The sequence below is a fragment of the Streptomyces sp. NPDC107562 genome, assembly GCF_055657325.1.
Genome location: NZ_JBVKBE010000002.1, coordinates 1 through 19,479, shown reverse-complemented (window position 1 = coordinate 19,479; position 19,479 = coordinate 1). Strand labels below are relative to the sequence as shown.

At 71.3% G+C, this 19,479-nt stretch carries 20 protein-coding genes; 11 read left to right on the top strand and 9 right to left on the bottom strand.

What is annotated here, in order from left to right; all coding sequences use genetic code 11:
* The first annotated feature begins 41 nt into the window (after nucleotides 1-41).
* From ACZ7LV_RS05900 to ACZ7LV_RS05890, 3 genes are all read left to right on the top strand, one after another.
* Nucleotides 42-158, top strand: coding sequence for an SGM_5486 family transporter-associated protein (locus ACZ7LV_RS05900; protein WP_471936204.1), 117 nt, complete (start codon nucleotides 42-44; stop codon nucleotides 156-158).
* Nucleotides 159-336: 178 nt separating this feature from the next.
* Nucleotides 337-543: a hypothetical protein gene (locus ACZ7LV_RS05895; protein ID WP_401675884.1), complete on the top strand. Its 207-nt coding sequence runs from the start codon at nucleotides 337-339 to the stop codon at nucleotides 541-543.
* 65 nt (nucleotides 544-608) lie between these two features.
* Nucleotides 609-1,127 carry a SixA phosphatase family protein gene (locus ACZ7LV_RS05890; protein WP_471936200.1) on the top strand — a complete coding sequence of 173 codons (519 nt, stop codon included), beginning with the start codon at nucleotides 609-611 and terminating at the stop codon, nucleotides 1,125-1,127.
* A gap of 85 nt (nucleotides 1,128-1,212) precedes the next feature.
* Here the strand turns inward: ACZ7LV_RS05890 and serB are convergent, their stop codons facing one another.
* Both serB and ACZ7LV_RS05880 read right to left on the bottom strand, forming a co-directional pair.
* Nucleotides 1,213-2,421: a phosphoserine phosphatase SerB gene (gene serB / locus ACZ7LV_RS05885; RefSeq protein WP_471936197.1), complete on the bottom strand. Its 1,209-nt coding sequence runs from the start codon at nucleotides 2,419-2,421 to the stop codon at nucleotides 1,213-1,215.
* A 141-nt stretch (nucleotides 2,422-2,562) separates the two neighbouring features.
* Complete coding sequence (locus tag ACZ7LV_RS05880; RefSeq protein ID WP_471937747.1) at nucleotides 2,563-4,389, bottom strand: streptophobe family protein; 1,827 nt, start codon at nucleotides 4,387-4,389, stop codon at nucleotides 2,563-2,565.
* Between the two features lie 334 nt (nucleotides 4,390-4,723).
* Between ACZ7LV_RS05880 and ACZ7LV_RS05875 the strand changes: the two genes are divergently transcribed.
* A complete protein-coding gene (locus tag ACZ7LV_RS05875; protein ID WP_471936195.1) occupies nucleotides 4,724-7,228 on the top strand; it encodes an ABC transporter ATP-binding protein/permease in 2,505 nt (834 codons plus the stop codon).
* A gap of 125 nt (nucleotides 7,229-7,353) precedes the next feature.
* Here ACZ7LV_RS05875 and ACZ7LV_RS05870 read toward each other — a convergent pair whose 3' ends face one another.
* The 3 genes from ACZ7LV_RS05870 to ACZ7LV_RS05860 form a co-directional block, all read right to left on the bottom strand.
* On the bottom strand, nucleotides 7,354-8,079 hold the full coding sequence (locus ACZ7LV_RS05870) for a transglycosylase SLT domain-containing protein (protein WP_471936193.1): 726 nt from the start codon (nucleotides 8,077-8,079) through the stop codon (nucleotides 7,354-7,356).
* A gap of 274 nt (nucleotides 8,080-8,353) precedes the next feature.
* Entirely contained in the window at nucleotides 8,354-9,502 is a 1,149-nt protein-coding gene (locus ACZ7LV_RS05865) for an S-adenosylmethionine:tRNA ribosyltransferase-isomerase (protein ID WP_471936192.1), read from the bottom strand.
* Entirely contained in the window at nucleotides 9,499-10,197 is a 699-nt protein-coding gene (locus ACZ7LV_RS05860; RefSeq protein ID WP_471936188.1) for an SDR family NAD(P)-dependent oxidoreductase, read from the bottom strand. The genes ACZ7LV_RS05865 and ACZ7LV_RS05860 overlap by 4 nt, the downstream gene beginning before the upstream one ends.
* A 212-nt stretch (nucleotides 10,198-10,409) precedes the next feature.
* Here ACZ7LV_RS05860 and ACZ7LV_RS05855 point away from each other — a divergent pair, with 212 nt between their 5' ends.
* The 3 genes from ACZ7LV_RS05855 (at nucleotide 10,410) to chpE (ending at nucleotide 12,605) form a co-directional block, all read left to right on the top strand.
* Nucleotides 10,410-11,555: a GAF domain-containing sensor histidine kinase gene (locus ACZ7LV_RS05855; RefSeq protein WP_471936185.1), complete on the top strand. Its 1,146-nt coding sequence runs from the start codon at nucleotides 10,410-10,412 to the stop codon at nucleotides 11,553-11,555.
* On the top strand, nucleotides 11,548-12,189 hold the full coding sequence (locus ACZ7LV_RS05850) for a response regulator (RefSeq protein ID WP_471936183.1): 642 nt from the start codon (nucleotides 11,548-11,550) through the stop codon (nucleotides 12,187-12,189). The genes ACZ7LV_RS05855 and ACZ7LV_RS05850 overlap by 8 nt, the downstream gene beginning before the upstream one ends.
* A 170-nt stretch (nucleotides 12,190-12,359) precedes the next feature.
* Nucleotides 12,360-12,605 (top strand): chaplin ChpE, encoded by a 246-nt coding sequence (chpE, locus tag ACZ7LV_RS05845; RefSeq protein WP_401675866.1) that lies wholly within the window; start codon nucleotides 12,360-12,362, stop codon nucleotides 12,603-12,605.
* Nucleotides 12,606-12,792: 187 nt separating this feature from the next.
* Here chpE and ACZ7LV_RS05840 read toward each other — a convergent pair whose 3' ends face one another.
* Nucleotides 12,793-13,575 carry a hypothetical protein gene (locus ACZ7LV_RS05840; RefSeq protein WP_471936180.1) on the bottom strand — a complete coding sequence of 261 codons (783 nt, stop codon included), beginning with the start codon at nucleotides 13,573-13,575 and terminating at the stop codon, nucleotides 12,793-12,795.
* Nucleotides 13,576-13,725: 150 nt separating this feature from the next.
* On the opposite strand from ACZ7LV_RS05840, the gene ACZ7LV_RS05835 reads away from it, so the two are divergent.
* The 3 genes from ACZ7LV_RS05835 (at nucleotide 13,726) to ACZ7LV_RS05825 (ending at nucleotide 16,146) form a co-directional block, all read left to right on the top strand.
* Nucleotides 13,726-14,523: an ABC transporter ATP-binding protein gene (locus tag ACZ7LV_RS05835; RefSeq protein WP_365452280.1), complete on the top strand. Its 798-nt coding sequence runs from the start codon at nucleotides 13,726-13,728 to the stop codon at nucleotides 14,521-14,523.
* Between the two features lie 86 nt (nucleotides 14,524-14,609).
* Nucleotides 14,610-15,041, top strand: a complete 432-nt coding sequence (locus ACZ7LV_RS05830) for an NfeD family protein (RefSeq protein ID WP_471936177.1) — start codon at nucleotides 14,610-14,612, stop codon at nucleotides 15,039-15,041.
* A 163-nt stretch (nucleotides 15,042-15,204) separates the two neighbouring features.
* On the top strand, nucleotides 15,205-16,146 hold the full coding sequence (locus ACZ7LV_RS05825) for an SPFH domain-containing protein (RefSeq protein ID WP_401675858.1): 942 nt from the start codon (nucleotides 15,205-15,207) through the stop codon (nucleotides 16,144-16,146).
* A 114-nt stretch (nucleotides 16,147-16,260) separates the two neighbouring features.
* Here the strand turns inward: ACZ7LV_RS05825 and ACZ7LV_RS05820 are convergent, their stop codons facing one another.
* From ACZ7LV_RS05820 to ACZ7LV_RS05810, 3 genes are all read right to left on the bottom strand, one after another.
* Nucleotides 16,261-16,767, bottom strand: a complete 507-nt coding sequence (locus ACZ7LV_RS05820; RefSeq protein WP_401675856.1) for an HNH endonuclease — start codon at nucleotides 16,765-16,767, stop codon at nucleotides 16,261-16,263.
* A 186-nt stretch (nucleotides 16,768-16,953) separates the two neighbouring features.
* A complete protein-coding gene (locus tag ACZ7LV_RS05815; RefSeq protein ID WP_471936173.1) occupies nucleotides 16,954-17,493 on the bottom strand; it encodes a YbhB/YbcL family Raf kinase inhibitor-like protein in 540 nt (179 codons plus the stop codon).
* Nucleotides 17,494-17,533: 40 nt separating this feature from the next.
* Nucleotides 17,534-18,316, bottom strand: a complete 783-nt coding sequence (locus tag ACZ7LV_RS05810) for a sporulation protein (protein ID WP_471936171.1) — start codon at nucleotides 18,314-18,316, stop codon at nucleotides 17,534-17,536.
* A 138-nt stretch (nucleotides 18,317-18,454) separates the two neighbouring features.
* Here ACZ7LV_RS05810 and ACZ7LV_RS05805 point away from each other — a divergent pair, with 138 nt between their 5' ends.
* Nucleotides 18,455-19,105, top strand: a complete 651-nt coding sequence (locus ACZ7LV_RS05805) for a DNA-3-methyladenine glycosylase (RefSeq protein WP_471936169.1) — start codon at nucleotides 18,455-18,457, stop codon at nucleotides 19,103-19,105.
* Nucleotides 19,106-19,479: the final 374 nt, after the last annotated feature.

Here is a 19,479-nt window from a genome sequence, read left to right as displayed (position 1 = left end):
CGAGGGATCCGGCCCGGGAGCGGGGTGCGAGACTTGTCGGTATGCCAGTGCTCGACCCGAATCCCCCCAACGGCCAGAAGAAGATGCTGCTCGTCTTCGGCTCGTTCCTCGCCATCTTCGTGATCATCGCCGTCGTCGCGTCGATCGCCTCTCCCTGACGGCGACCGTCCCTCCTGGACCGGGATGGTGGGGCTAGCCCCCCCATCCCCTAGGGGGTGAGGGTCAGGGTCAAGTGGGTGGATCACCGGATGGGTTGGCGACTCCACATTCCGTAGCTTCGAAGTGTGGCCGGGGGACCCGGGCCACCTCTCGTCGAGGACGGACCACGGAGGCAGCATGTCGGCCAGCACGCACACCCGGCCCCGCCCGGCGAACCCGGGCCGTGCCGACATCCGGCTGCCCTGGTGGGCGCTCGCCCTGCCGACACTGGCGTTCGTCGCCCTGCTGACGCTGATCCTGAACCCCGCCGAGGCCCACGCGGCGGGCGGCGAGCCGGCGATCACCCACCTCGTGGAGCGCGCTCATCAGCTGATATCGCGCTGAGCACGCCGTGAGTGGCCCGTCAACTCCTGGCGCCCCGTGGCCTGTTTCATGCGAAGCTGGATCTCATGAGCGTCGCTGAACCCCGCAGGATTGTCCTCTTCCGGCATGCGAAAGCCGACTGGCCACAGGTGAACGATCACGAGCGGCCGCTCGCCGAGCGGGGCCGCAAGGACGCCCCTGTCGCCGGCCGCAAGCTGGCCGACTCCGGCATCTCCTTCGACCTGGCCCTCTGCTCCACGGCGACCCGGACCCGCGAGACCTGGAAGCTCGCCGTCCACGAGTTCCCGCACCGCCCGAGGACGGTCTACGAGGAGCGGATCTACGAGGCCTCGCCCGGCGAGCTGATCGCGGTGCTCAACGAGACCCCCGACGACGCGCAGAACGTCGTACTGATCGGCCACAACCCCGGCGTCCAGGGCCTCGCCGAGGTGCTGTCCGGCTCGGCCGACGCGGGCGCGCGCGAGCGGATGAGCCGCCGCGGCTTCCCGGCCGCCGCCTTCGCCGTGCTGTCCTTCACCGGCACCTGGAAGTCCCTGGAGCCGGGCGCGGCCACCCTGGTGGACTACTGGGCCCCGTCCGAGTGATCCCCCGCGCACACCGGAGGCCCGGCACCACGCGGCGCCGGGCCCCTCGGAGGCGTACGCAGGGCCGGTCCCGCGCCCGCGGACCTCAGTCCTCCTCGTGCGCGTCCGCCGCCTCGACCTCTTCGCGGGTGACCCCCAGCAGATAGAGGACCGTGTCCAGGAAGGGCACGTTCACCGCGGTGTGCGCCGCCTCGCGGACCACCGGCTTGGCGTTGAAGGCGACCCCGAGGCCGGCCGAGTTCAGCATGTCGAGGTCGTTGGCGCCGTCACCGATCGCCACCGTCTGTGACAGCGGCACGCCCGCCTCCGCGGCGAACCGGCGCAGCAGCCGCGCCTTGCCCGCCCGGTCCACGATCTCGCCGGTGACCCGGCCGGTCAGCCGGCCGTCGACGATCTCCAGCGTGTTGGCCTGCGCGAAGTCGAGACCCAGGCGCTCCTTGAGGTCGTCCGTGACCTGCGTGAACCCGCCCGAGACGACACCCACTTGGTAACCGAGCCGCTTCAGGGTGCGGATCAGCGTGCGCGCGCCCGGCGTCAGCCGTACCTCGCTGCGCACCTTTTCCACCACGGAGGCGTCCAGCCCCTTCAGCAGCGCCACGCGCGCGTGCAGCGACTGCTCGAAGTCCAGCTCCCCGCGCATCGCGGCCGCCGTCACCTCGGCGACCTCGGCCTCGCAGCCGGCGTGCGCGGCGAAGAGCTCGATCACCTCGTCCTGGATGAGGGTCGAGTCCACGTCCATCACGACCAGCCGCTGAGCCCGCCGGTGCAGGCCCGCGGCCACGACGGCCACGTCCACGCCGAGTGCCGCGGCCTCGACGGCGAGGGCGGTGCGCAGCGGCTCGGTCTCCACGCCGGACACCGCGAACTCGACGGCCGTGACCGGGTACTTGGCGAGCCGGAAGATACGGTCGATGTTGCCGCCCACCTTGGTGATCCGGGCGGCGATCGCGGCAGTGGCCTCGGCGGTGAGGGGATGCCCGAGCACCGTCACCAGGGACCGGCCGTGACCGCGAGGGCGGTTGTCGCCGAGGCCCGAGATGATCTCGGCCTGCATCCTCATCGAGTCGGCCCAGCTGTGCACCGTCGCCCGCAGCTCGCCTTCCAGGCCCTGGGGCGGCTCGGTCACGAGCGCGCACAGCACCATCCGGCCTCGCGTCACGACCTGCTCGATGTCGACCACGTCGACGGAGAAGGCGGCGAGGGTGTCGAAGAGTCCGGCCGTGATGCCCGGCCTGTCCTTGCCGAAGATCTTGACGAGGAGAGTCGGGACGTCAGAGGTCTGCGAAGCGCTCATGGTGTTCCCAAGGTAACCGGCACGCAGTGCCCGTCGCCCGCGAGGTCCGCCTGACGGACACGGAACACTCGATAACCCTGGGTGGCGCTCCGGTGGCGGGCGCCTGACGGGCCGACCACGGCTCCCGCCCCGCGACCCGTCTCACCGGCCACGCCTCGGCCGTCCCGGCGGTGGTGGACCTGGTGGCGGGCGGTCAGGTGGCGGAGCGCCGGGTGGCGGGGGACCGGGTGCCGGGGGGCCGGGCGGCGAGGGGCCCTCGTCCGGCCCGGGTGCCGTCGGTGTTCCCCGAGGCGGCGGCTCGAACGGCCGGTACCGGGCCACGGTGGGTGCCCCGTACACGTCGTCCTCGGACTCGGCGGCGCCCGCCGACGCGTCCGCTCGCCGGGCCTCCGCCGGCCGCCCGTCCGTCCGTCGCGCCTCCGCCAGCCGGGCCTCCGCCGGCCGCCCGTCCGTCCGTCGCGCCTCCGCCTGCCGCGCGTCCTCCGCCTGCCGCGCGTCCTCCGCCTGCCGCGCGTCCTCCGCCGGCCGCGCGTCCTCCGGCTCCCGCAGCCCCTCCGGCAGCCGCAGATACGGATTCGTGTCGGGGTTCGGCGGCCGGTACGGCGCACCGACCACGTAGGGCCCCGGGGCCGCCCCGACCCCCCGCGCCCGCACCGCCACGTCACCCAGTGCCAGGGGCGCCGCCCGCTGCCCCGCGGCCCCGGTCGCGCACGCCAGCAGCCCCCCGGCACCCCCCGCGCCGGCCCCCCACAGCGCCCCGAGCAGCAGCGCCATGCCCGGATTCCCGCGCAGCTCCACCCCCGCCCCGAACGTGTCGAAGCCCAGCACGGACAGCGAGGCGTCCACGGACACCTCGGTCAGCCACCCCAGCAAGGGCAACGTCACCGCGGTCACGCACCCCAGCCGCAGCGCGCACCGGCCGGCGAATCCCAGGGCACCGGAACCCCGTACGCCCCCGGCGTCCGCCTCCGGCGGTGTCCGCACCGCCACCAGGACCCCGGCGAGCAGCATCATGACCGCCGTCGCGACGCCCAGCAGCCACACCCGTCCGTCCAGCTCCGCGAGCCGCGCCAGTGTCACCGGCTGGTCGGAGTCGACGAGCAGTTCGCCCAGCGGATCCGGCAGGAAGCGGGTGAGCGCCCCCGACGCCTCCCCGTGCGAGGGCACGAACAGCCCCACGGGGAGGCCCAGCCACACGCCGTTCGGCGCGCCCAGCAGCGCCGCCCCGGCGATCCGCCGGGGGTGGTCGTCGCCGACCGCCGCCCAGGCCGCCGCCGCGAGTCCCGCAGCCACCGCCACCAGCACCACCGTGACCAGCGCGGACACGGCCGGCCGCACGACCCGGTGCACCACGCCCCAGCCACGTGGCAGGGGGGTGCGGCGGGAGGCCAGCAGCGCGATCAGCAGCACACCGGCGGCCCAGCACGCCCCGCCCAGCAGCGTCGGCGCGGTCTCGACGTGGAATCCCACCGCGGCCTCCGCGTCGATCAGGTCCCCGACCCGGTCCGGCAGCAGCCCGCCGATGTCCCCGACGTCACCGAGCCCGGGAATCTCGACGCCCCCGGAGCCCGAGCCGCCGGGCAGCTCGTCCAGGCCGAGGGCGCCCCCGTCGATCGTGACGACATCGTGCCCGGCCCAGGCCAACCCGCCCAGGGTGGCCACGAACAGCGCGACCACCGCACCCGCCCGCGCGAGGAGTTCGGACGGGGCGATCACAACTCCGGCCGTGCGCAGGGTCCGTAGGAAGAACCACGACAGGAGCAGCGCGCCCACCAGGCTCACGCCCAGTGGCGTGATGTCGATGGCCGTGGTGGCCTCGGCACCGCTCAGGCCGAAGGCGGACACGTCACCGGAGGGCGTGACCGAACCACCCGCCCCGAGGGCCACCGCCGCCGCGGTCATCGGTCCCAGCGAACCGGCCGAGTCGGCCTCCAGCAGCCGCAGTCCGAGCGCGGCCGTGCCGGCCATGCCGATCAGTGCCCAGCTCACGGACGCGATCGCGGACAGCAGGATGTCGGCCCACGGCAGCCTCGCGCCGTTCCCGTCCTTGTCGCCTCTCACGGCAGACCCCCCGATCCGCGGCACGGCGTCGCCGCCGTCGCTGTCCCCCTCGCGGGGGATTACCACTCTCCGGGCCGGTTTCCACCCCGTCAACGGCGCACGGGGACACGGACGTAGGCGGTCTTCACAAGGCCCGACTTTCGGTCAGGGGGCCGCTACTGAAATAGTTCCCCCCGATGTTCGACATCCCTAGACTCCCTGCGACGGGGGTAACTCGGGGGACAACTCAGTGGGGCATGGAGTGCCGGAACTCGTACTGCAAACCAATGGACGGACCTGGACGCTCGACCCGTCCAGGGCATACACACTCGGACGCGATCCACAAGGCGACATCGTGTTCGACGACGCCAGGGTCTCCTGGCGGCACGCCACGGTCAGCTTCAACGGCCGTAGTTGGGTCATGGAGGACCACGGCAGCACCAACGGCACGTTCGTGCAGGGCCAGCGGATCCATCAGGTGGAGATCGGCCCCGGCTCGGCCGTCCACCTCGGCAACGCGACCGACGGGCCGCAGCTGAACCTCTCCGGAGCCGCGGCCACGGTCGCGCCCGAGGGGCAGCAGCAGCCGCTCGCGGCGCAGGGCGCGAATCAGGGCTGGTCGCAGCAGGCGCCGCAGCAGCAGGCGCCGCAGGCGGGGTGGCAGCAGCCGCAGCAGCAGGCGCCGCACATTCCGCAGCAGCAGGGCGCCGGCGGTGCGGCGGGGGCACCACCGGTCTACGGCGATCGCAGCCCGACCACGTTCCACCAGTTCTCGCTCGGCCGCGTGATGCGCATCGGCCGTGCCCTGGAGAACGACCTGGTCGTCTCCGACCTGCAGGTCTCGCGCCACCACGCCGAGTTCCACGCCACGCCCGACGGGCGCATGGAGATCCGCGACCTCGGCTCGCACAACGGCACGTACGTCAACGGCCAGCCGATCGCCAAGGGCGGCTCCCAACTGCTGGGCCCGACCGACATCGTGGGCGTCGGCCACTCGACGTTCCGGATCGTCGGCGACCGGCTGGAGGAGTTCGTCGACACCGGTGAGGTGTCCTTCTCCGCCCGCCACCTCACCGTCACGGTCGACGGCGGCAAGCAGATCCTCAAGGACGTCTCCTTCGGCGTCCCGGAGAAGTCGCTGATCGCGGTCATCGGCCCCTCCGGCTCCGGCAAGTCGACGCTGCTGAAGGCGCTGACCGGCTACCGGCCCGCCAACCAGGGCGATGTGCTCTACGACAACCGCAACCTCTACAAGCAGTTCGCCGAGCTGCGCCAGCGCATCGGTCTGGTCCCGCAGGACGACATCCTGCACAAGGAGCTGACCGTCAAGAAGGCCCTCAAGTACGCGGCCAAGCTGCGCTTCCCGGCCGACACCACGGCCGCCGAGCGCGAGGCCCGCATCGACGAGGTGCTGCGCGAGCTCAAGCTCGACATCCACAAGGACAAGAGGGTCACCTCCCTCTCCGGCGGCCAGCGCAAGCGCGTGTCCGTCGCCCTGGAGCTGCTGACCAAGCCGTCGCTGATCTTCCTCGACGAGCCGACCTCCGGCCTCGACCCGGGCATGGACCGCGACGTCATGCAGCTGCTGCGCGGCCTCGCCGACGACGGCCGCACCGTCCTCGTGGTCACCCACTCCGTGGCCGAGCTGGCACTGTGCGACAAGCTCCTGGTGATGGCCCCGGGCGGCTCGGTCGCCTACTTCGGACCTCCCGAGGAGGCGCTGAACTTCTTCGGCTACGACACCTGGGCCGACGTCTTCTCCGCCTTCGAGAACTACCGCGACTACGACTGGGCGGGCCGCTGGAAGGGCTCGCAGCACTACCAGATGTACGCCGCGGACATCGACGCCGTCGCCCCGCAGGCCGTAGCGATGCCGGCCATGCAGGCGATGAAGCCGCCCAAGCCGCAGGGCTGGATGTCGCAGTTCGTCACGCTGGTGCGCCGCTATGTCTCGGTGATCGCCTCGGACAAGGGCTTCCTGGCCCTGTCGATCATCCTGCCGCTCGTCCTCGGCTCGGTGAGCCTGCTCATCGACTCCGGCAAGGACCTGCTGGTCAACACGGAGATCAACCCGAACACCGGCAAGCCGGTCGCCAACGGAACCGCCCTCACCGTCCTGCTGATCCTCGCGGTGGGCGCCTGCTTCGCCGGCGCCGCGAACTCCGTCCGTGAGCTGATCAAGGAACGGGTCATCTACGAGCGGGAGCGCGCGACCGGCCTGTCCCGGTCCGCGTACCTGATGTCCAAGGTGTTCGTGCTCGGCCTGATCACCGTGCTCCAGGGCCTGATGGTCGGCGTCATCGGCTTCTCCAGCCGCACGATCCCGGACGAGGGCCTGATCCTCGGCAGCCAGATCCTGCTGGAGCTGTGCATCCCGATCATGGCGCTGGGCTTCACCGCGATGATGTTCGGCCTGATCATCTCGGCCCTGGTGAAGACCGCCGAGAAGACCATGCCGCTGCTGGTCATGTTCGCGATCGTCCAGGTCGTCTTCACCGGCTGTCTGTTCCCGCTGGCCAACTCGGTCGGCGTGAACGAGCTCTCGTACCTGATGCCGTCGCGCTGGGCGGTCGCCGCGGCGGGCGCCACGCTCGACTTCAACAACATCAGCCCGCCCGCCAAGGGCGACAGCGACGACCCGCTCTGGGAGCACACGGTCGGCGCGTGGGGCCTGGACATGGCCGCCCTGCTCGTGCTCGGCGTGATCTGCGGCATCTTCGTGGCCCGCTTCCTGCGCCGCCACGAGCCCGAGGTCATGCGCAAGTAACCGGTTCCGTGAACACGCCGAAGGGCGGCACCCCGTCAGGAGGGTGCCGCCCTTCGCGTCGTATGGCCGGCGTCGTACGGCGGGCAGAGGCCCGCGCTTGCCTTTGCACGCGCCGCGTGCGTCGGTCAGTACGCGCTGTTGACGTTGTCGATCGAGCCGTACCGGTCGGCCGCGTAGTTGGCGGCGGCGGTGATGTTGGCGACCGGGTCGTAGATGTTCCAGGAGGTGCCCGACACGTGGTACGCCTGGAACGTCGGCGGGATCACCTGGAGCAGGCCCTTGGACGGGATGCCGTTCTGGGCGTTGATGTCCCAGTTGTTGATCGCGTTCGGGTTGCCCGAGGACTCCCGCATGATGTTCTTGTGCAGGCCGTGGTACGAGCCCGGGATGCCCTTGGCCTTCATGATCGACAGCGCCTCGCGGATCCAGCCGTCGAGGTTGTTGCCGTAGGCCTTCTTCGCGGCGACGGGCTGGAACGAGATGCGCTCGACCGAGCGGCTCGCCGCGGCCTTCGCCTCGCGCTGACGCTCCGCCTTCTTGGCGGCGGCGGCCCGCGCGGCGGCCTGCTTCTTGGCGGCGGTCTCGGCGGCGGCCTTCTTCGCCTCGATCGCCTGGACCTTCAGGCCGGCGCCGGCGAGCTGGTCGGTGACACTGGCCTTGACGCCCTTGACCGGCTCGGAGCTGTAGGCGACGTTCGCCGGGGCGGCGGCGTCGGTGGTGGTGGTCTGCCCGCCCGAGGGCACCGCGGAGAACGCGACGGCAGCGGCGCCGAACGTGGCTACACCGGCGAGGGCGATCTTGTTCGTCTTCGTCAGGGCGCGACTGCGGTCGCGAAGGGTGTTCTTGGGCATGGCAGGTGGACCTCTTCGAATAGCGCGGAGGTCGCTCACTTCGGTGCGGGGCCAGGTGCTTCCCGCGTGAACGCCGCGGGCAGAACCCACGGCGCTGAGCGACGGCTGCCATTCTTAGCGGCCGCAAAATCCACTGGCAAAGGTGTGACCTACGATGCCGGGTAGTGGATCAGGTAGGGGCAAATCGGGACAGACCAGAGCGTCCTTCCCGCTAGCTCTGGGTGTATTTATCTCCTATTGACCTTCGTACGTGACTTGCGCCCTATGTGCGGCCTCACATCGGAGGCGCGCCATTCTCACCGGGAGTTGCGGGAGCAATGCCTACCGTCACGGACTCCTGCGGGAGGAGGAGATGCACGTCCCCGAACTCGTGCCACAGGTAGCGCCGGCGCAGCGCCTCCTCGTACCCGCGGTCGATCGCCGCGCCCCCGGCCACCGCCTCCAGCATCAGCAGATGCGAGGCCTCCGGCTCGTGCAGCCCGGTCACCAGACCGTCCACCACCCGCACACCGCGCCGCGGCGTGACCACCAGATCCGTCCACCCCTCGGCGGCCCGGACGACCCCGTCCGGCCCCGCGGCCGACTCCACGGCGCGCACGGCGGTCGTGCCGACCGCGATCACCCTGCCGTCGCCGGCCCGCACCGCGTTGATCAGCCGCGCCGACGCCTCCGGCACCGCGAACCGCTCCGGATACGGCGGCTCGTGCGCCTCCGCTGAGGCCACCCCCGTGTGCAGCGTGACCGGCGCGAACTGGACACCCCGGCTCACCAGCTCGGCCACCATCCGGTGCGTGAAGGGCCGCGCCGCACTCGGCATCTCCGCGCTGCCCGACCCGCAGGCCGAGGGGTCGGGCAGCGCGAACACCGTCTGGTACACGGACAGCGGCTGATCGCGCTCCGTGTAGGAGTAACGGATGGGCCGCCCGTACTCACGCAGCAGCTCGCACACCCCCGTCCCGTCCGCCCGTGCCCACCACAGCCGCTCGCCCCGGTCGCTCAGCGGTGCCTCCAGCACCAGCCGCCCGCCCCCGGGCAGCCGCACCCGCGTCCCCGCCGGACCGCCCGCACGCGCGCGCGTGGTGCCCGTCCCGTCCGGTTCCCGCAGCTCGACGGCCCACCGCCCGTCGTCGCCGAGCGTCGAGAAGTGCACCACCACCCGCGTCCGCCCGCTCCACCCGTCCACCGCCGCGGCCAGCGTCGCCGAGGTGTTCACCACCAGCAGGTCGCCCGCCCGCAGCAGCCGCGGCAGCTCCGCGAACGCGTGGTGCGACACCTCCGTGCCGCGCGACACCAGCAGCCGTACGGCATCCCGCTCCAGACCCGGCCCGCGCTGCTCCGCCGGCACGCGCGCGGACAGCTCCCGCGGCACCCGCCCCCAGCGGCGGACCGGCCCGACCGGCGTCACCCCCGGCGCCGGCGTCATCGCGCCCCCTCCAGCAGGGCGGGCGCCCCGTAGCGGCCGCTCGCGGGCCGTTCGTCCAGCAGCCGCAGGAACGCCGGCGCCACACTCGCCGGCTCCGGCCGCGGATCGTCGTCCTCCGGGACGGCCGCCGCGTACAGCTCCGTCGCCATGTCCCCGGGGTCGACCGCCCACACCCGCAGCCGGGGCTCCTCGGTGGCGAGCACCGCCGCCAGATGGTCCAGGGCCGCCTTCGACGCCCCGTAGCCGCCCCATGTCGCGTAGGCCTCGGCGGCCGCGTCCGAGCTGACCGTGATCACCGCGGCCTGCCGGGAGACCCGCAGCAGGGGGAGCGCCTCCTGGACCAGGCCCAGCGCGGCCACCACGTTCACCTCCAGCGCCCGCCGCAGCCCGTCCAGGGGAAGGTGGTCGAGCCGCACCAGGGGCTCGGCGCCCAGCGCGCTCGCGTTGCTCACCACGAGATCGACGCCGCCCAGCTTCCAGGCCGCGGCCACCAGCCCGGCCCGGTGCCCCGCGTCCGTGACGTCCCCGGCGAGCGCCTCCACCCGCGTCCCGTACGTCGCGAGCGCCGCCGCCGCCTCCTTCAGCGCCCGCTCGCCCCTGGCGTCCAGCACCAGGTCCCAGCCGCGCGTGGCCAGGGCCTCGGCGAGCGCCCGTCCCAGCCCCTTCGACGCCCCCGTGATGATCGCTACCGGCATGACAGGTTCCCCTCGTCCTCGACGCCGTCGATCGGCGTGCCCTCAACGTAGGAACCGCGGGCCCCGCTCCGCCTCGTACGTCGGCCGCAGAGCGGCGGGGTCCTTCGACCTACGCCGGCGGGCCGGGACCTCGGGCCTAGGCCCAGCGGCCTAGGCGGCGGCCGTCACCGGTCCGATCCGCGCTGTCACACCCCGCCGGTAGCGTGGAAGGCATGAGTCAAGGTCCTCGGTCCGGCCTCGCCGCGGTGAGCACCGCGCTGCTGGCCATGAGCAGGCATCTGGAGGTGCGCGACGTCCTCAAGACGATCGTCGCCTCGGCCCGCGAGCTGCTCGACGCGCAGTACGCGGCGCTGGGCGTCCCGGACGACCACGGCGGCTTCGCGCAGTTCGTGGTCGACGGGGTGAGCGAGGAACAGTGGAAGCGGATCGGTCCGCTGCCCCGCCAGCACGGCGTCCTCGCCGCGATGCTCCGCGAGGCGAAGCCGCAGCGCCTGGCCGATGTCCGCACGGACGCCCGCTTCGAGGGCTGGCCCGCCGCCCACCCCGACCTGGCCGACTTCCTGGGCCTGCCCATCCGCGACGGCGACGAGGTGATCGGCGCCCTCTTCCTCGCCAACAAGAACTGCCCCAAACCGGAGGGCACCTGCGGCTTCGACGCCGACGACGAGGAACTGCTGGCCATCCTCGCCCAGCACGCCGCGATCGCCCTCACCAACGCCCGGCTCTACGAACGCAGCCGCGAGCTCACCATCGCCGAGGAACGCTCCCGCCTGGCCCACGAGCTGCACGACGCGGTCAGCCAGAAGCTGTTCTCCCTGCGCCTGACCGCCCAGGCCGCGGCCGCCCTCGTCGACCGGGACCCGGCCCGCGCCAAGGGCGAACTCCAGCAGGTGGCCGTGCTCGCCGCCGAGGCCGCCGACGAACTGCGCGCAGCGGTCGTCGAGCTGCGGCCCGCTGCCCTCGACGAGGACGGCCTCGTGGCCACCCTGCGCACCCAGGTGCACGTCCTCGACCGCGCCCACAGCGCACGCGTCACGTTCACCGCCGAGGGCGTGCGCGCCCTGCCCGCCGCGCAGGAGGAGGCCCTGCTGCGCGTCGCTCAGGAGGCCCTGCACAACGCGCTGCGGCACTCCGGTGCGCAGCGCGTCGGCGTGACGCTGTGCAGGCGCGACGGCGGAGTGGTCCTGCGGGTCACGGACGACGGCGGCGGTTTCGACCCGCGCGCGACCCGCCGTGCCGGACGCCACCTCGGCCTGGTCTCCATGCGGGACCGGGCGGGCGGCGTGGGCGGCACGCTCACCGTGGAGTCGGCGCCCGGCAAGGGCACCACGATCGAGATGGAGGTCCCCGGTGGCTGACGCAATCAGGGTGCTGCTCGTCGACGACCACCAGGTGGTCCGCCGCGGGCTGCGCACGTTCCTCGAGGTGCAGGACGACATCGAGGTCGTGGGCGAGGCCGCGGACGGCGCCGAGGGTGTCGCCCAGGCCGAGGAACTGAAGCCGGACGTCGTCCTGATGGACGTCAAGATGCCCGGCATGGACGGCGTCGAGGCGCTGCGCAGACTGCGCGAGCTGGGCAACACCGCGCGCGTGCTCATCGTCACCAGCTTCACCGAGCAGCGCACGGTCGTCCCGGCCCTGCGCGCTGGCGCCGCCGGGTACGTGTACAAGGACGTCGACCCCGACGCCCTCGCCGGCGCCATCCGCTCGGTGCACGCCGGGCACATCCTGCTCCAGCCCGAGGTGGCGGGCGCCCTGCTGTCCCAGGAGGAGACGAGCCCCAACCAGGGCCGGGCAGGTTCGCTCACCGACCGGGAGCGCGAGGTGCTCGGCCTGATAGCGGACGGCCGCTCCAACCGCGAGATCGCCCGCGCGCTGGTGCTCTCCGAGAAGACCGTCAAGACCCATGTGTCGAACATCCTGATGAAGCTCGACCTGGCGGACCGCACCCAGGCGGCCCTGTGGGCCGTTCGCCATGGCGTGACTGGCTGAAACAGGCAGAAAAGCACTCCGTACGGCAATACGGAGGGTCTAGCTCCGAGCTGAGATTCATACCGTCGTGGGAATGTCCCCCGGATGGCGCATCCTCCGGGCGGCGGCGGCGTTCTTCAGTGCGTGCTACGGCGACTGGCCGTGGCGATCGCATCAGAAGGGCTTACGAAGTGAAGAACCTGAAGAAGGCAGCGGCCGTGACGATGGTGGCCGGGGGTCTGATGGCCGCCGGCGCCGGTATGGCCTCCGCCACCGACGGATCGCTGGCCACCGGCAAGGCCGAGGGCTCGCCGGGCGTCGTCTCGGGCAACCTCGTCCAGGCCCCGGTGCACATCCCGGTGAACGCCGTCGGCAACAGCGTGAACGTCGTCGGCGTGCTGAACCCCGCCTTCGGCAACCTCGGCATCAACCGCTGAGCTTCCGTCGTGTCGGCCGTCGGCCCGAAGGACGCGGGCAAGCTCCCACCCCACGTCCGCACCGTCTGACGCCGGCCGCATCGAAGGGCTCCGCGAGTCACGGGACGACTCGCGGGGCCCTTCGCCGTACGAGCCCCGCCCCGCCCCGTGCGCCACCCTGGCGGGGGCCGCCGGGGCCAGGAGTGGTTCACCGTCGCTCCCGTTCCTCCACCACCGAGTTGTACGCCGCGACCTGCGCGCGCCGGGCCGTCCGCTCCACCGGCCGCAGCACCTCCGCGCGCGTGGCCATCTCCGAGGCGCTCACCGCACCCCCGTGCCCGTTCTCGTACGCGACCGAGACCAGCATCCCGATCCGCTGTGCCAGCTCCAGCACCCGCACCGCCCGTCCCGGATACCCCGGAGCGAGCACCTCCCGCCCCCGCTCGGCCCGCGCCCGGTACGCGTCGATCGCCGCCTCGGCCACCGGCCCCGACGCGGCGACGTCCAGCCGCGTCAGCACCTCGGTCGCCTCCCTCAGCGCCTCGGCCAGCTCCCGCTCCGCCTCCCCGAGGGAGGGCACGTCCGCCGGCGGGGCCTCGCGCACCGGAAGGCAGTGCCACACCACCTCGACATGTACATCACCGGCGGGCCCGGCCTCGCGCACCTCCGGGACCAGCCCCAGCGCTCCGCCGTGGCAGACCACCGCCTCCTCGGCCTCCAGGGCGCGCGCGTTGAACTCCGGCGGCCCGCTCAGCCCCAGCGGATGCCCCGGCGCCGGCAGCGCGACCCGCAGACCGGTCACGCCGAGCGCCCGCAGCCGCCCCAGCGCGAGCGTGAGCCCGACGGGTGCCGACTCACCCGGGAGCCCCTCGACCCGGTGCACGGCGTCCTCACCGACGACGGCGAGCACGGCGTCGTCCGGCGAAACGAGTCCGGCGAAAAGGGCATTTCCCCAAGCGGCGAGGCGTCCAGAGCGCGGTTCCGAGAGCATGCCCCCAGCCTAAGTACCGGACCGAGGGAATGGACCGGCCGACCGGTGGCGTAGATTTCCTTGAAGGCTCGCCCACCGGCGCGGCGGACCGAGCCACAGGCGTACGCGACAGCCGAGACCGGCCACACTGCAAGGGGAGACAACGCGCTCATGAGCGATGTTCTGGAGCTTCAGGACGTATCCGTGGTCCGTGAGGGCCGGGCTCTGGTGGACCAGGTCTCCTGGTCGGTGAAGGAGGGCGAGCGCTGGGTCATCCTCGGCCCCAACGGCGCCGGCAAGACCACCCTCCTCAATGTCGCGTCCAGCTACCTCTACCCCAGCAAGGGCACCGCCACCATCCTCGGCGAGACCCTCGGCACGCCCGGCACCGACGTCTTCGAGCTGCGCCCCCGCATCGGCATCGCCGGCATCGCCATGGCCGACAAGCTCCCCAAGCGCCAGACGGTCCTGGAGACCGTGCTGACCGCCGCCTACGGCATGACCGCGGGCTGGCAGGAGGAGTACGAGGAGATCGACGAGCAGCGCGCCCGCGCCTTCCTCGACCGCCTCGGCATGTCCGACTACCTGGACCGCAGGTTCGGCACCCTCTCCGAGGGCGAGCGCAAGCGCACCCTGATCGCCCGCGCCCTGATGACCGACCCCGAGCTGCTCCTGCTCGACGAGCCCGCCGCCGGCCTGGACCTCGGCGGCCGCGAGGACCTCGTGCGCCGCCTCGGCCGCCTCGCCCGCGACCCGATCGCCCCCTCGATGATCATGGTCACGCACCACGTCGAGGAGATCGCCCCCGGCTTCACCCACGTGCTCATGATCCGCCAGGGCAAGGTGCTCGCCGCCGGACCGCTGGAACTCGAACTCACCTCCCGCAACCTCTCCCTCTGCTTCGGTCTCCCGCTCGTCGTCGAGCAGGTCGGTGACCGCTGGACCGCGCAGGGCCTTCCCATGGCGTGAGCCGGTGAAGTCCCGCGCGGGGGAGCAGCCCGCGCAAACCGGATCGCGCCCTGTCCGCGCACGTGCCGCGGTCCTACGATGACCGTGTGGAAATCGACGCGTGGGTATGGTGGTTGATCGCGGCGGCAGGGCTCGGCATCGGGTTGGTGATCACCGCGATGCCCGAACTCGGCATGCTCGGGGTGGGCGCCGTCGCGGCCGCGGCGACCGACGGCATCTTCGGCGGTGACGCCGTCCCCCAGGTCGTGGTCTTCGCCGTCGTCTCCACCGCCCTCATCGCGGTGGTACGTCCCATCGCCAACCGGCACCGTGCCCAACGGCCCCAACTCGTCACCGGGGTGGACGCCTTGAAGGGCAGACAAGCCGTCGTCCTGGAACGCGTCGACGGATCGGGCGGACGCATCAAACTGGCCGGCGAGGTCTGGTCGGCCCGCGCCCTCGACGGCGGCCACGTCTTCGAAGTGGGCCAGCAGGTCGACGTCGTGGACATCGAAGGAGCCACGGCGATCGTCATGTGACCTCGCCCGCCCCCCAAGGTGGCCGAAGACCGCACCTGTTGTGCGACGGTCTGTCAGACTCGACCAGCAAGATCTTCAACAACCATAAGATCTGCACCAGTAGGATCCGCGCAGCGCGGATCCACCGAAAGCGCCGAGGCGGAGAAGGGTACGGGGAGCGACGATGGAACCGGTCATCATCGTCCTGATCATTCTGGTGGTGTTGGTCTTCATCGCCCTGATCAAGACGATCCAGGTCATCCCACAGGCCAGCGCCGCCATCGTGGAGCGCTTCGGCCGCTACACGCGCACGCTGAACGCGGGCCTCAACATCGTCGTGCCGTTCATAGACACCATCCGCAACCGCATCGACCTGCGCGAACAGGTCGTGCCGTTCCCGCCGCAACCGGTGATCACCCAGGACAACCTGGTCGTCAACATCGACACGGTCATCTACTACCAGGTCACCGACGCGCGGGCCGCGACCTACGAGGTCGCCAGCTACATCCAGGCCATCGAGCAGCTGACCGTCACCACCCTGCGCAACATCATCGGTGGCATGGACCTGGAGCGCACCCTCACCTCCCGCGAGGAGATCAACGCGGCCCTGCGCGGCGTCCTCGACGAGGCCACCGGCAAGTGGGGCATCCGCGTCAACCGCGTCGAGCTCAAGGCGATCGAACCGCCCACCTCCATCCAGGACTCGATGGAGAAGCAGATGCGCGCCGACCGCGACAAGCGCGCCGCGATCCTCCAGGCCGAGGGCGTCCGGCAGTCCGAGATCCTGCGCGCCGAAGGCGAGAAGCAGTCCCAGATCCTGCGCGCCGAGGGTGAGGCCAAGGCCGCCGCACTGCGCGCCGAAGGCGAGGCGCAGGCCGTGCGTACGGTCTTCGAGGCCATCCACGCCGGCGACCCGGACCAGAAGCTCCTCAGCTACCAGTACCTCCAGATGCTGCCGAAGATCGCCGAGGGCGACGCCAACAAGCTCTGGATCGTCCCCAGCGAGATCGGCGACGCCCTCAAGGGCCTGTCCGGCGCCATGGGCAACTTCGGCTCGGGCCTCGGCGGTTCGGGCAACGGCACGGGTTCCGGTACGGAACGCCGGGAGAAGCCGTCGATCGACTGACGGCGCCGGGAGCTTCCGGGCACCCCCCGCGCCCTCGTCCTCCAAGGGCGCGGGGATCCGCGCGACAAGCCACACAGCACCTGCGGACGACGGAACAGGCCCGCGCCCGACGGCCTAGGCCGCGGCGGACACCAGCCACTCGGGCAGCGCCTCGTGGTCGTCCAGGGCCAGGGCCAGCAGCATCGCGTCCGCCGGCGTCGGCTCGAACGGCTCCCGCAGCAGCGGCATCCCCGCCTCGTCCGGCGTCCGATTCGCCTTGCGGTGGTTGTCCTCCGCACACGAGGCCACCGTGTTCAGCCAGGTGTCCTGACCCCCTTGGGACCGCGGCAGCACGTGGTCCACGGTCGTCGCCCGACGACCGCAGTACGCGCACCTGTGCCGGTCCCGCACCAGCACACCCCGCCGCGACCACGGCGCTTGTCTTCGGAACGGCACCCGTACGTATCGGCACAACCTGATGACCCGGGGCGCCGGTATGTCGACCGCGGCTCCGCGCATACGCAGTTCGGGGTGGGCCTGCTCGACGACGGCCTTGTCCTGAAGCACCAGAACGACGGCTCGGTTCAACGTCACCGTCGACAGCGGCTCGAAGCTCGCGTTCAGTACCAGCGTGTCCCGCATACCAGCCCACCTCCCGTGTGCACCGGCCCACCCCTTGGCGGGCTGGGATCAACTCTGGCCGTGCACGCCGAGATGGACAACGCAATATCCGCTGCTCGATGGGGTCGAACCCCGTGTCCCCCTGGCGACAAAAATGCCCGCCTCCGATCACTCCCAGACCAGAGACGGGCAAACGTTCGGTGAACGTCAGGATTCCGCGGGCACCTCGTACTCACCGACGAGCTGGGCGCGACCCAGCGTGTGGAACCGCAGATTGAAGCCCACGACGGCCGGACTGGCGTCCGCGTCCGGACCGAGCTTCTCCTGGTCCACGGCGTACACCGTGAACACATAGCGGTGCGGCCCGTCCCCGGGCGGCGGCGCGGCACCGCCGAAGTCCTTCGTGCCGTAGTCGTTGCGCGCGTGCACCGCGCCCTCCGGCAGGCCCTCGAACTTGCCGCTGCCCGCACCCTCCGGCAGCTCCGTCACCGAGACCGGGATGTCGAACAGGACCCAGTGCCAGAACCCGCTCCCCGTGGGAGCGTCCGGGTCGTAACAGGTCACCGCGAAACTCCTGGTCCCGGCCGGGAACCCCGCCCACCGCAACTGCGGTGAGGTGTTCCCGGCCGCCTGGACCTGAGCGTCCTTGAGGGTCGCACCCTCCTGCACGTCCTCGCTCGTGACCGTGAACGACGGCACGGGCGGATGGAAGTCGTGGGGGAGCGGCCGCCTCTTGAGCTCGGTCACCTCGGTACCTCCTGATCGGATGGTTCAGTGGGTTCCGAGCCTAGAACCAGTTGCGCTTGCTGCCGACCTCGGACAGCCACTGGTTCAGGTAGGCCACCCAGTCGGTGCCCTGGTAGTCGTGCAGCCCCACCTGGAACGAGCGGAAGGTGTCGCTGCCCTCGCTGAACAGGCCCGGCTTCTTGTCCATCTCCAGCACGACGTCCATCGTCTGCGCGTCGGCCACGAAGCTCAACTCGACCTGGTTCAGCCCCCGGTACTGCTGCGGCGGCAGGAACTCGATCTCCTGGTAGAACGGCAGCTTCTGGCGCGTGCCCCGGATATGACCGCGCTCCATGTCCGCGTTCTTGAAGCGGAAGCCCAGCTGGATGAAGGCGTCCAGGATCGCCTTCTGCGCCGGCAACGGGTGGACGTTGATCGGGTCCAGGTCACCGGAGTCCACCGCGCGCGCGATCTCCAGCTCGGTGGTCACCCCGATGTGCATCCCGCGCAGCGCATGACCGTCGATCATCGTGATCGGCGTCTCCCACGGGATCTCCAGCCCGAAGGGCACCGCGTGCACGGCGTTCGCCTGGAGCTCGAAGGCGCCGCCGAGGCGCACCTTCGTGAACTCGATGTCCTGCTTGTACTCGGTGTCCTGCCCCTCGACCTCGACCTTGGCCTGCAGCCCGACGGACAGCGCCTCGATCCGCTGGTTCACCGACCCGCCCTGGATGCGCACCTCGCCCTGGACGACGCCACCCGGAACGACGTTGACCTCGGTCAGCACGGTCTCGACCGAGGCCCCACCGGCCCCCAGACTCGCGAGCAGCTTCTTGAACGGCATGTCTCTCCCTCGTTCACTACGTCTCTGATCACTACCAACGCGATCCGGCCGTGGCCGGTTCCGGGAACCCACCCTGGCAAGACGAACGTCCCGTGACCACCCCGTCCGCGCCCACCGTGTCCGTTACCCTCGGACGGCATGATCGCGACCTCCGACCGTACGCCCCTGCCCCGGAAGTTCTTCGACCGGCCCGTACTGGAAGTGGCCCCCGACCTCCTCGGCCGCATCCTCGTACGCACGACGCCGGACGGTCCGATCGCGCTGCGCCTGACAGAGGTCGAGGCCTACGACGGCCCGAACGATCCCGGCTCCCACGCCTACCGCGGACGCACTCCCCGCAACGACGTGATGTTCGGTCCGCCCGGTCATGTGTACGTCTACTTCACCTATGGCATGTGGCACTGCATGAATCTGGTGTGCGGTCCCGAGGGCACGGCGAGCGCCGTCCTGCTCCGCGCCGGCGAGATCGTCGAGGGCGCCGAGCCGGCCCGTGTACGTCGACTCTCGGCCCGCAATGACAAGGAACTGGCCAAAGGCCCGGCCCGTCTGGCCACGGCCCTGGGGGTGGACCGCGCCCTGGACGGCACCGACGCGTGCGCCGGAGGGGACACACCCTTGCGCATGCTGAGCGGCACCCCGGCCCCCTCTGACCAGGTACGCAACGGCCCCCGCACGGGAGTGTCCGGTGACGGAGGCGACGGCGAGGCCCACCCCTGGCGCTTCTGGATCGCCAACGACCCGACGGTGAGCCCGTATCGGGCCCACGTGCCGAGGCGCCGCCGAAGTTGACGCGCCCTGGGAAGGTGCGTAATGTGGCCCGAGCCGCTGAACCGGGTACTGCGATCGTCAGCAGCCGGAGCGGCCAAACCACTACTTACATGAGCACCCCTCAGCGGGGTCGTTTCCGGTGTGTTCGTATGCCTGAATTCGAATCCGCAGCCCCCGATTATGAATCGGGCGGGGGAATCGGTTAACGTAGTGAATGTCGAAAGGCCGCGAGGCCGAAAGACAAACCCCGCCGACCGGGAATCGGATCGAGAAAAGATCTGATAGAGTCGGAAACGCAAGACCGAAGGGAAGCGCCCGGAGGAAAGCCGCGAGAGAGATTCTCGGGTGAGTACAAAGGAAGCGTCCGTTCCTTGAGAACTCAACAGCGTGCCAAA

Coding starts and splice junctions, on each gene's coding strand:
- serB (WP_471936197.1), bottom strand. CDS start 2,421: ATGAGCGCTTCGCAGACCTCTGACGTCCCGACTCTCCTCGTCAAGATC.
- ACZ7LV_RS05820 (WP_401675856.1), bottom strand. CDS start 16,767: ATGCGGGACACGCTGGTACTGAACGCGAGCTTCGAGCCGCTGTCGACG.
- ACZ7LV_RS05810 (WP_471936171.1), bottom strand. CDS start 18,316: ATGCCGTTCAAGAAGCTGCTCGCGAGTCTGGGGGCCGGTGGGGCCTCG.
- ACZ7LV_RS05860 (WP_471936188.1), bottom strand. CDS start 10,197: ATGCCGGTAGCGATCATCACGGGGGCGTCGAAGGGGCTGGGACGGGCG.
- ACZ7LV_RS05825 (WP_401675858.1), top strand. CDS start 15,205: ATGGAACCGGTCATCATCGTCCTGATCATTCTGGTGGTGTTGGTCTTC.
- ACZ7LV_RS05870 (WP_471936193.1), bottom strand. CDS start 8,079: ATGCCCAAGAACACCCTTCGCGACCGCAGTCGCGCCCTGACGAAGACG.
- ACZ7LV_RS05805 (WP_471936169.1), top strand. CDS start 18,455: ATGATCGCGACCTCCGACCGTACGCCCCTGCCCCGGAAGTTCTTCGAC.
- ACZ7LV_RS05895 (WP_401675884.1), top strand. CDS start 337: ATGTCGGCCAGCACGCACACCCGGCCCCGCCCGGCGAACCCGGGCCGT.
- ACZ7LV_RS05840 (WP_471936180.1), bottom strand. CDS start 13,575: ATGCTCTCGGAACCGCGCTCTGGACGCCTCGCCGCTTGGGGAAATGCC.
- ACZ7LV_RS05855 (WP_471936185.1), top strand. CDS start 10,410: ATGAGTCAAGGTCCTCGGTCCGGCCTCGCCGCGGTGAGCACCGCGCTG.
- ACZ7LV_RS05900 (WP_471936204.1), top strand. CDS start 42: ATGCCAGTGCTCGACCCGAATCCCCCCAACGGCCAGAAGAAGATGCTG.
- ACZ7LV_RS05835 (WP_365452280.1), top strand. CDS start 13,726: ATGAGCGATGTTCTGGAGCTTCAGGACGTATCCGTGGTCCGTGAGGGC.
- ACZ7LV_RS05880 (WP_471937747.1), bottom strand. CDS start 4,389: ATGGCCGGCACGGCCGCGCTCGGACTGCGGCTGCTGGAGGCCGACTCG.
- ACZ7LV_RS05865 (WP_471936192.1), bottom strand. CDS start 9,502: ATGACGCCGGCGCCGGGGGTGACGCCGGTCGGGCCGGTCCGCCGCTGG.
- ACZ7LV_RS05890 (WP_471936200.1), top strand. CDS start 609: ATGAGCGTCGCTGAACCCCGCAGGATTGTCCTCTTCCGGCATGCGAAA.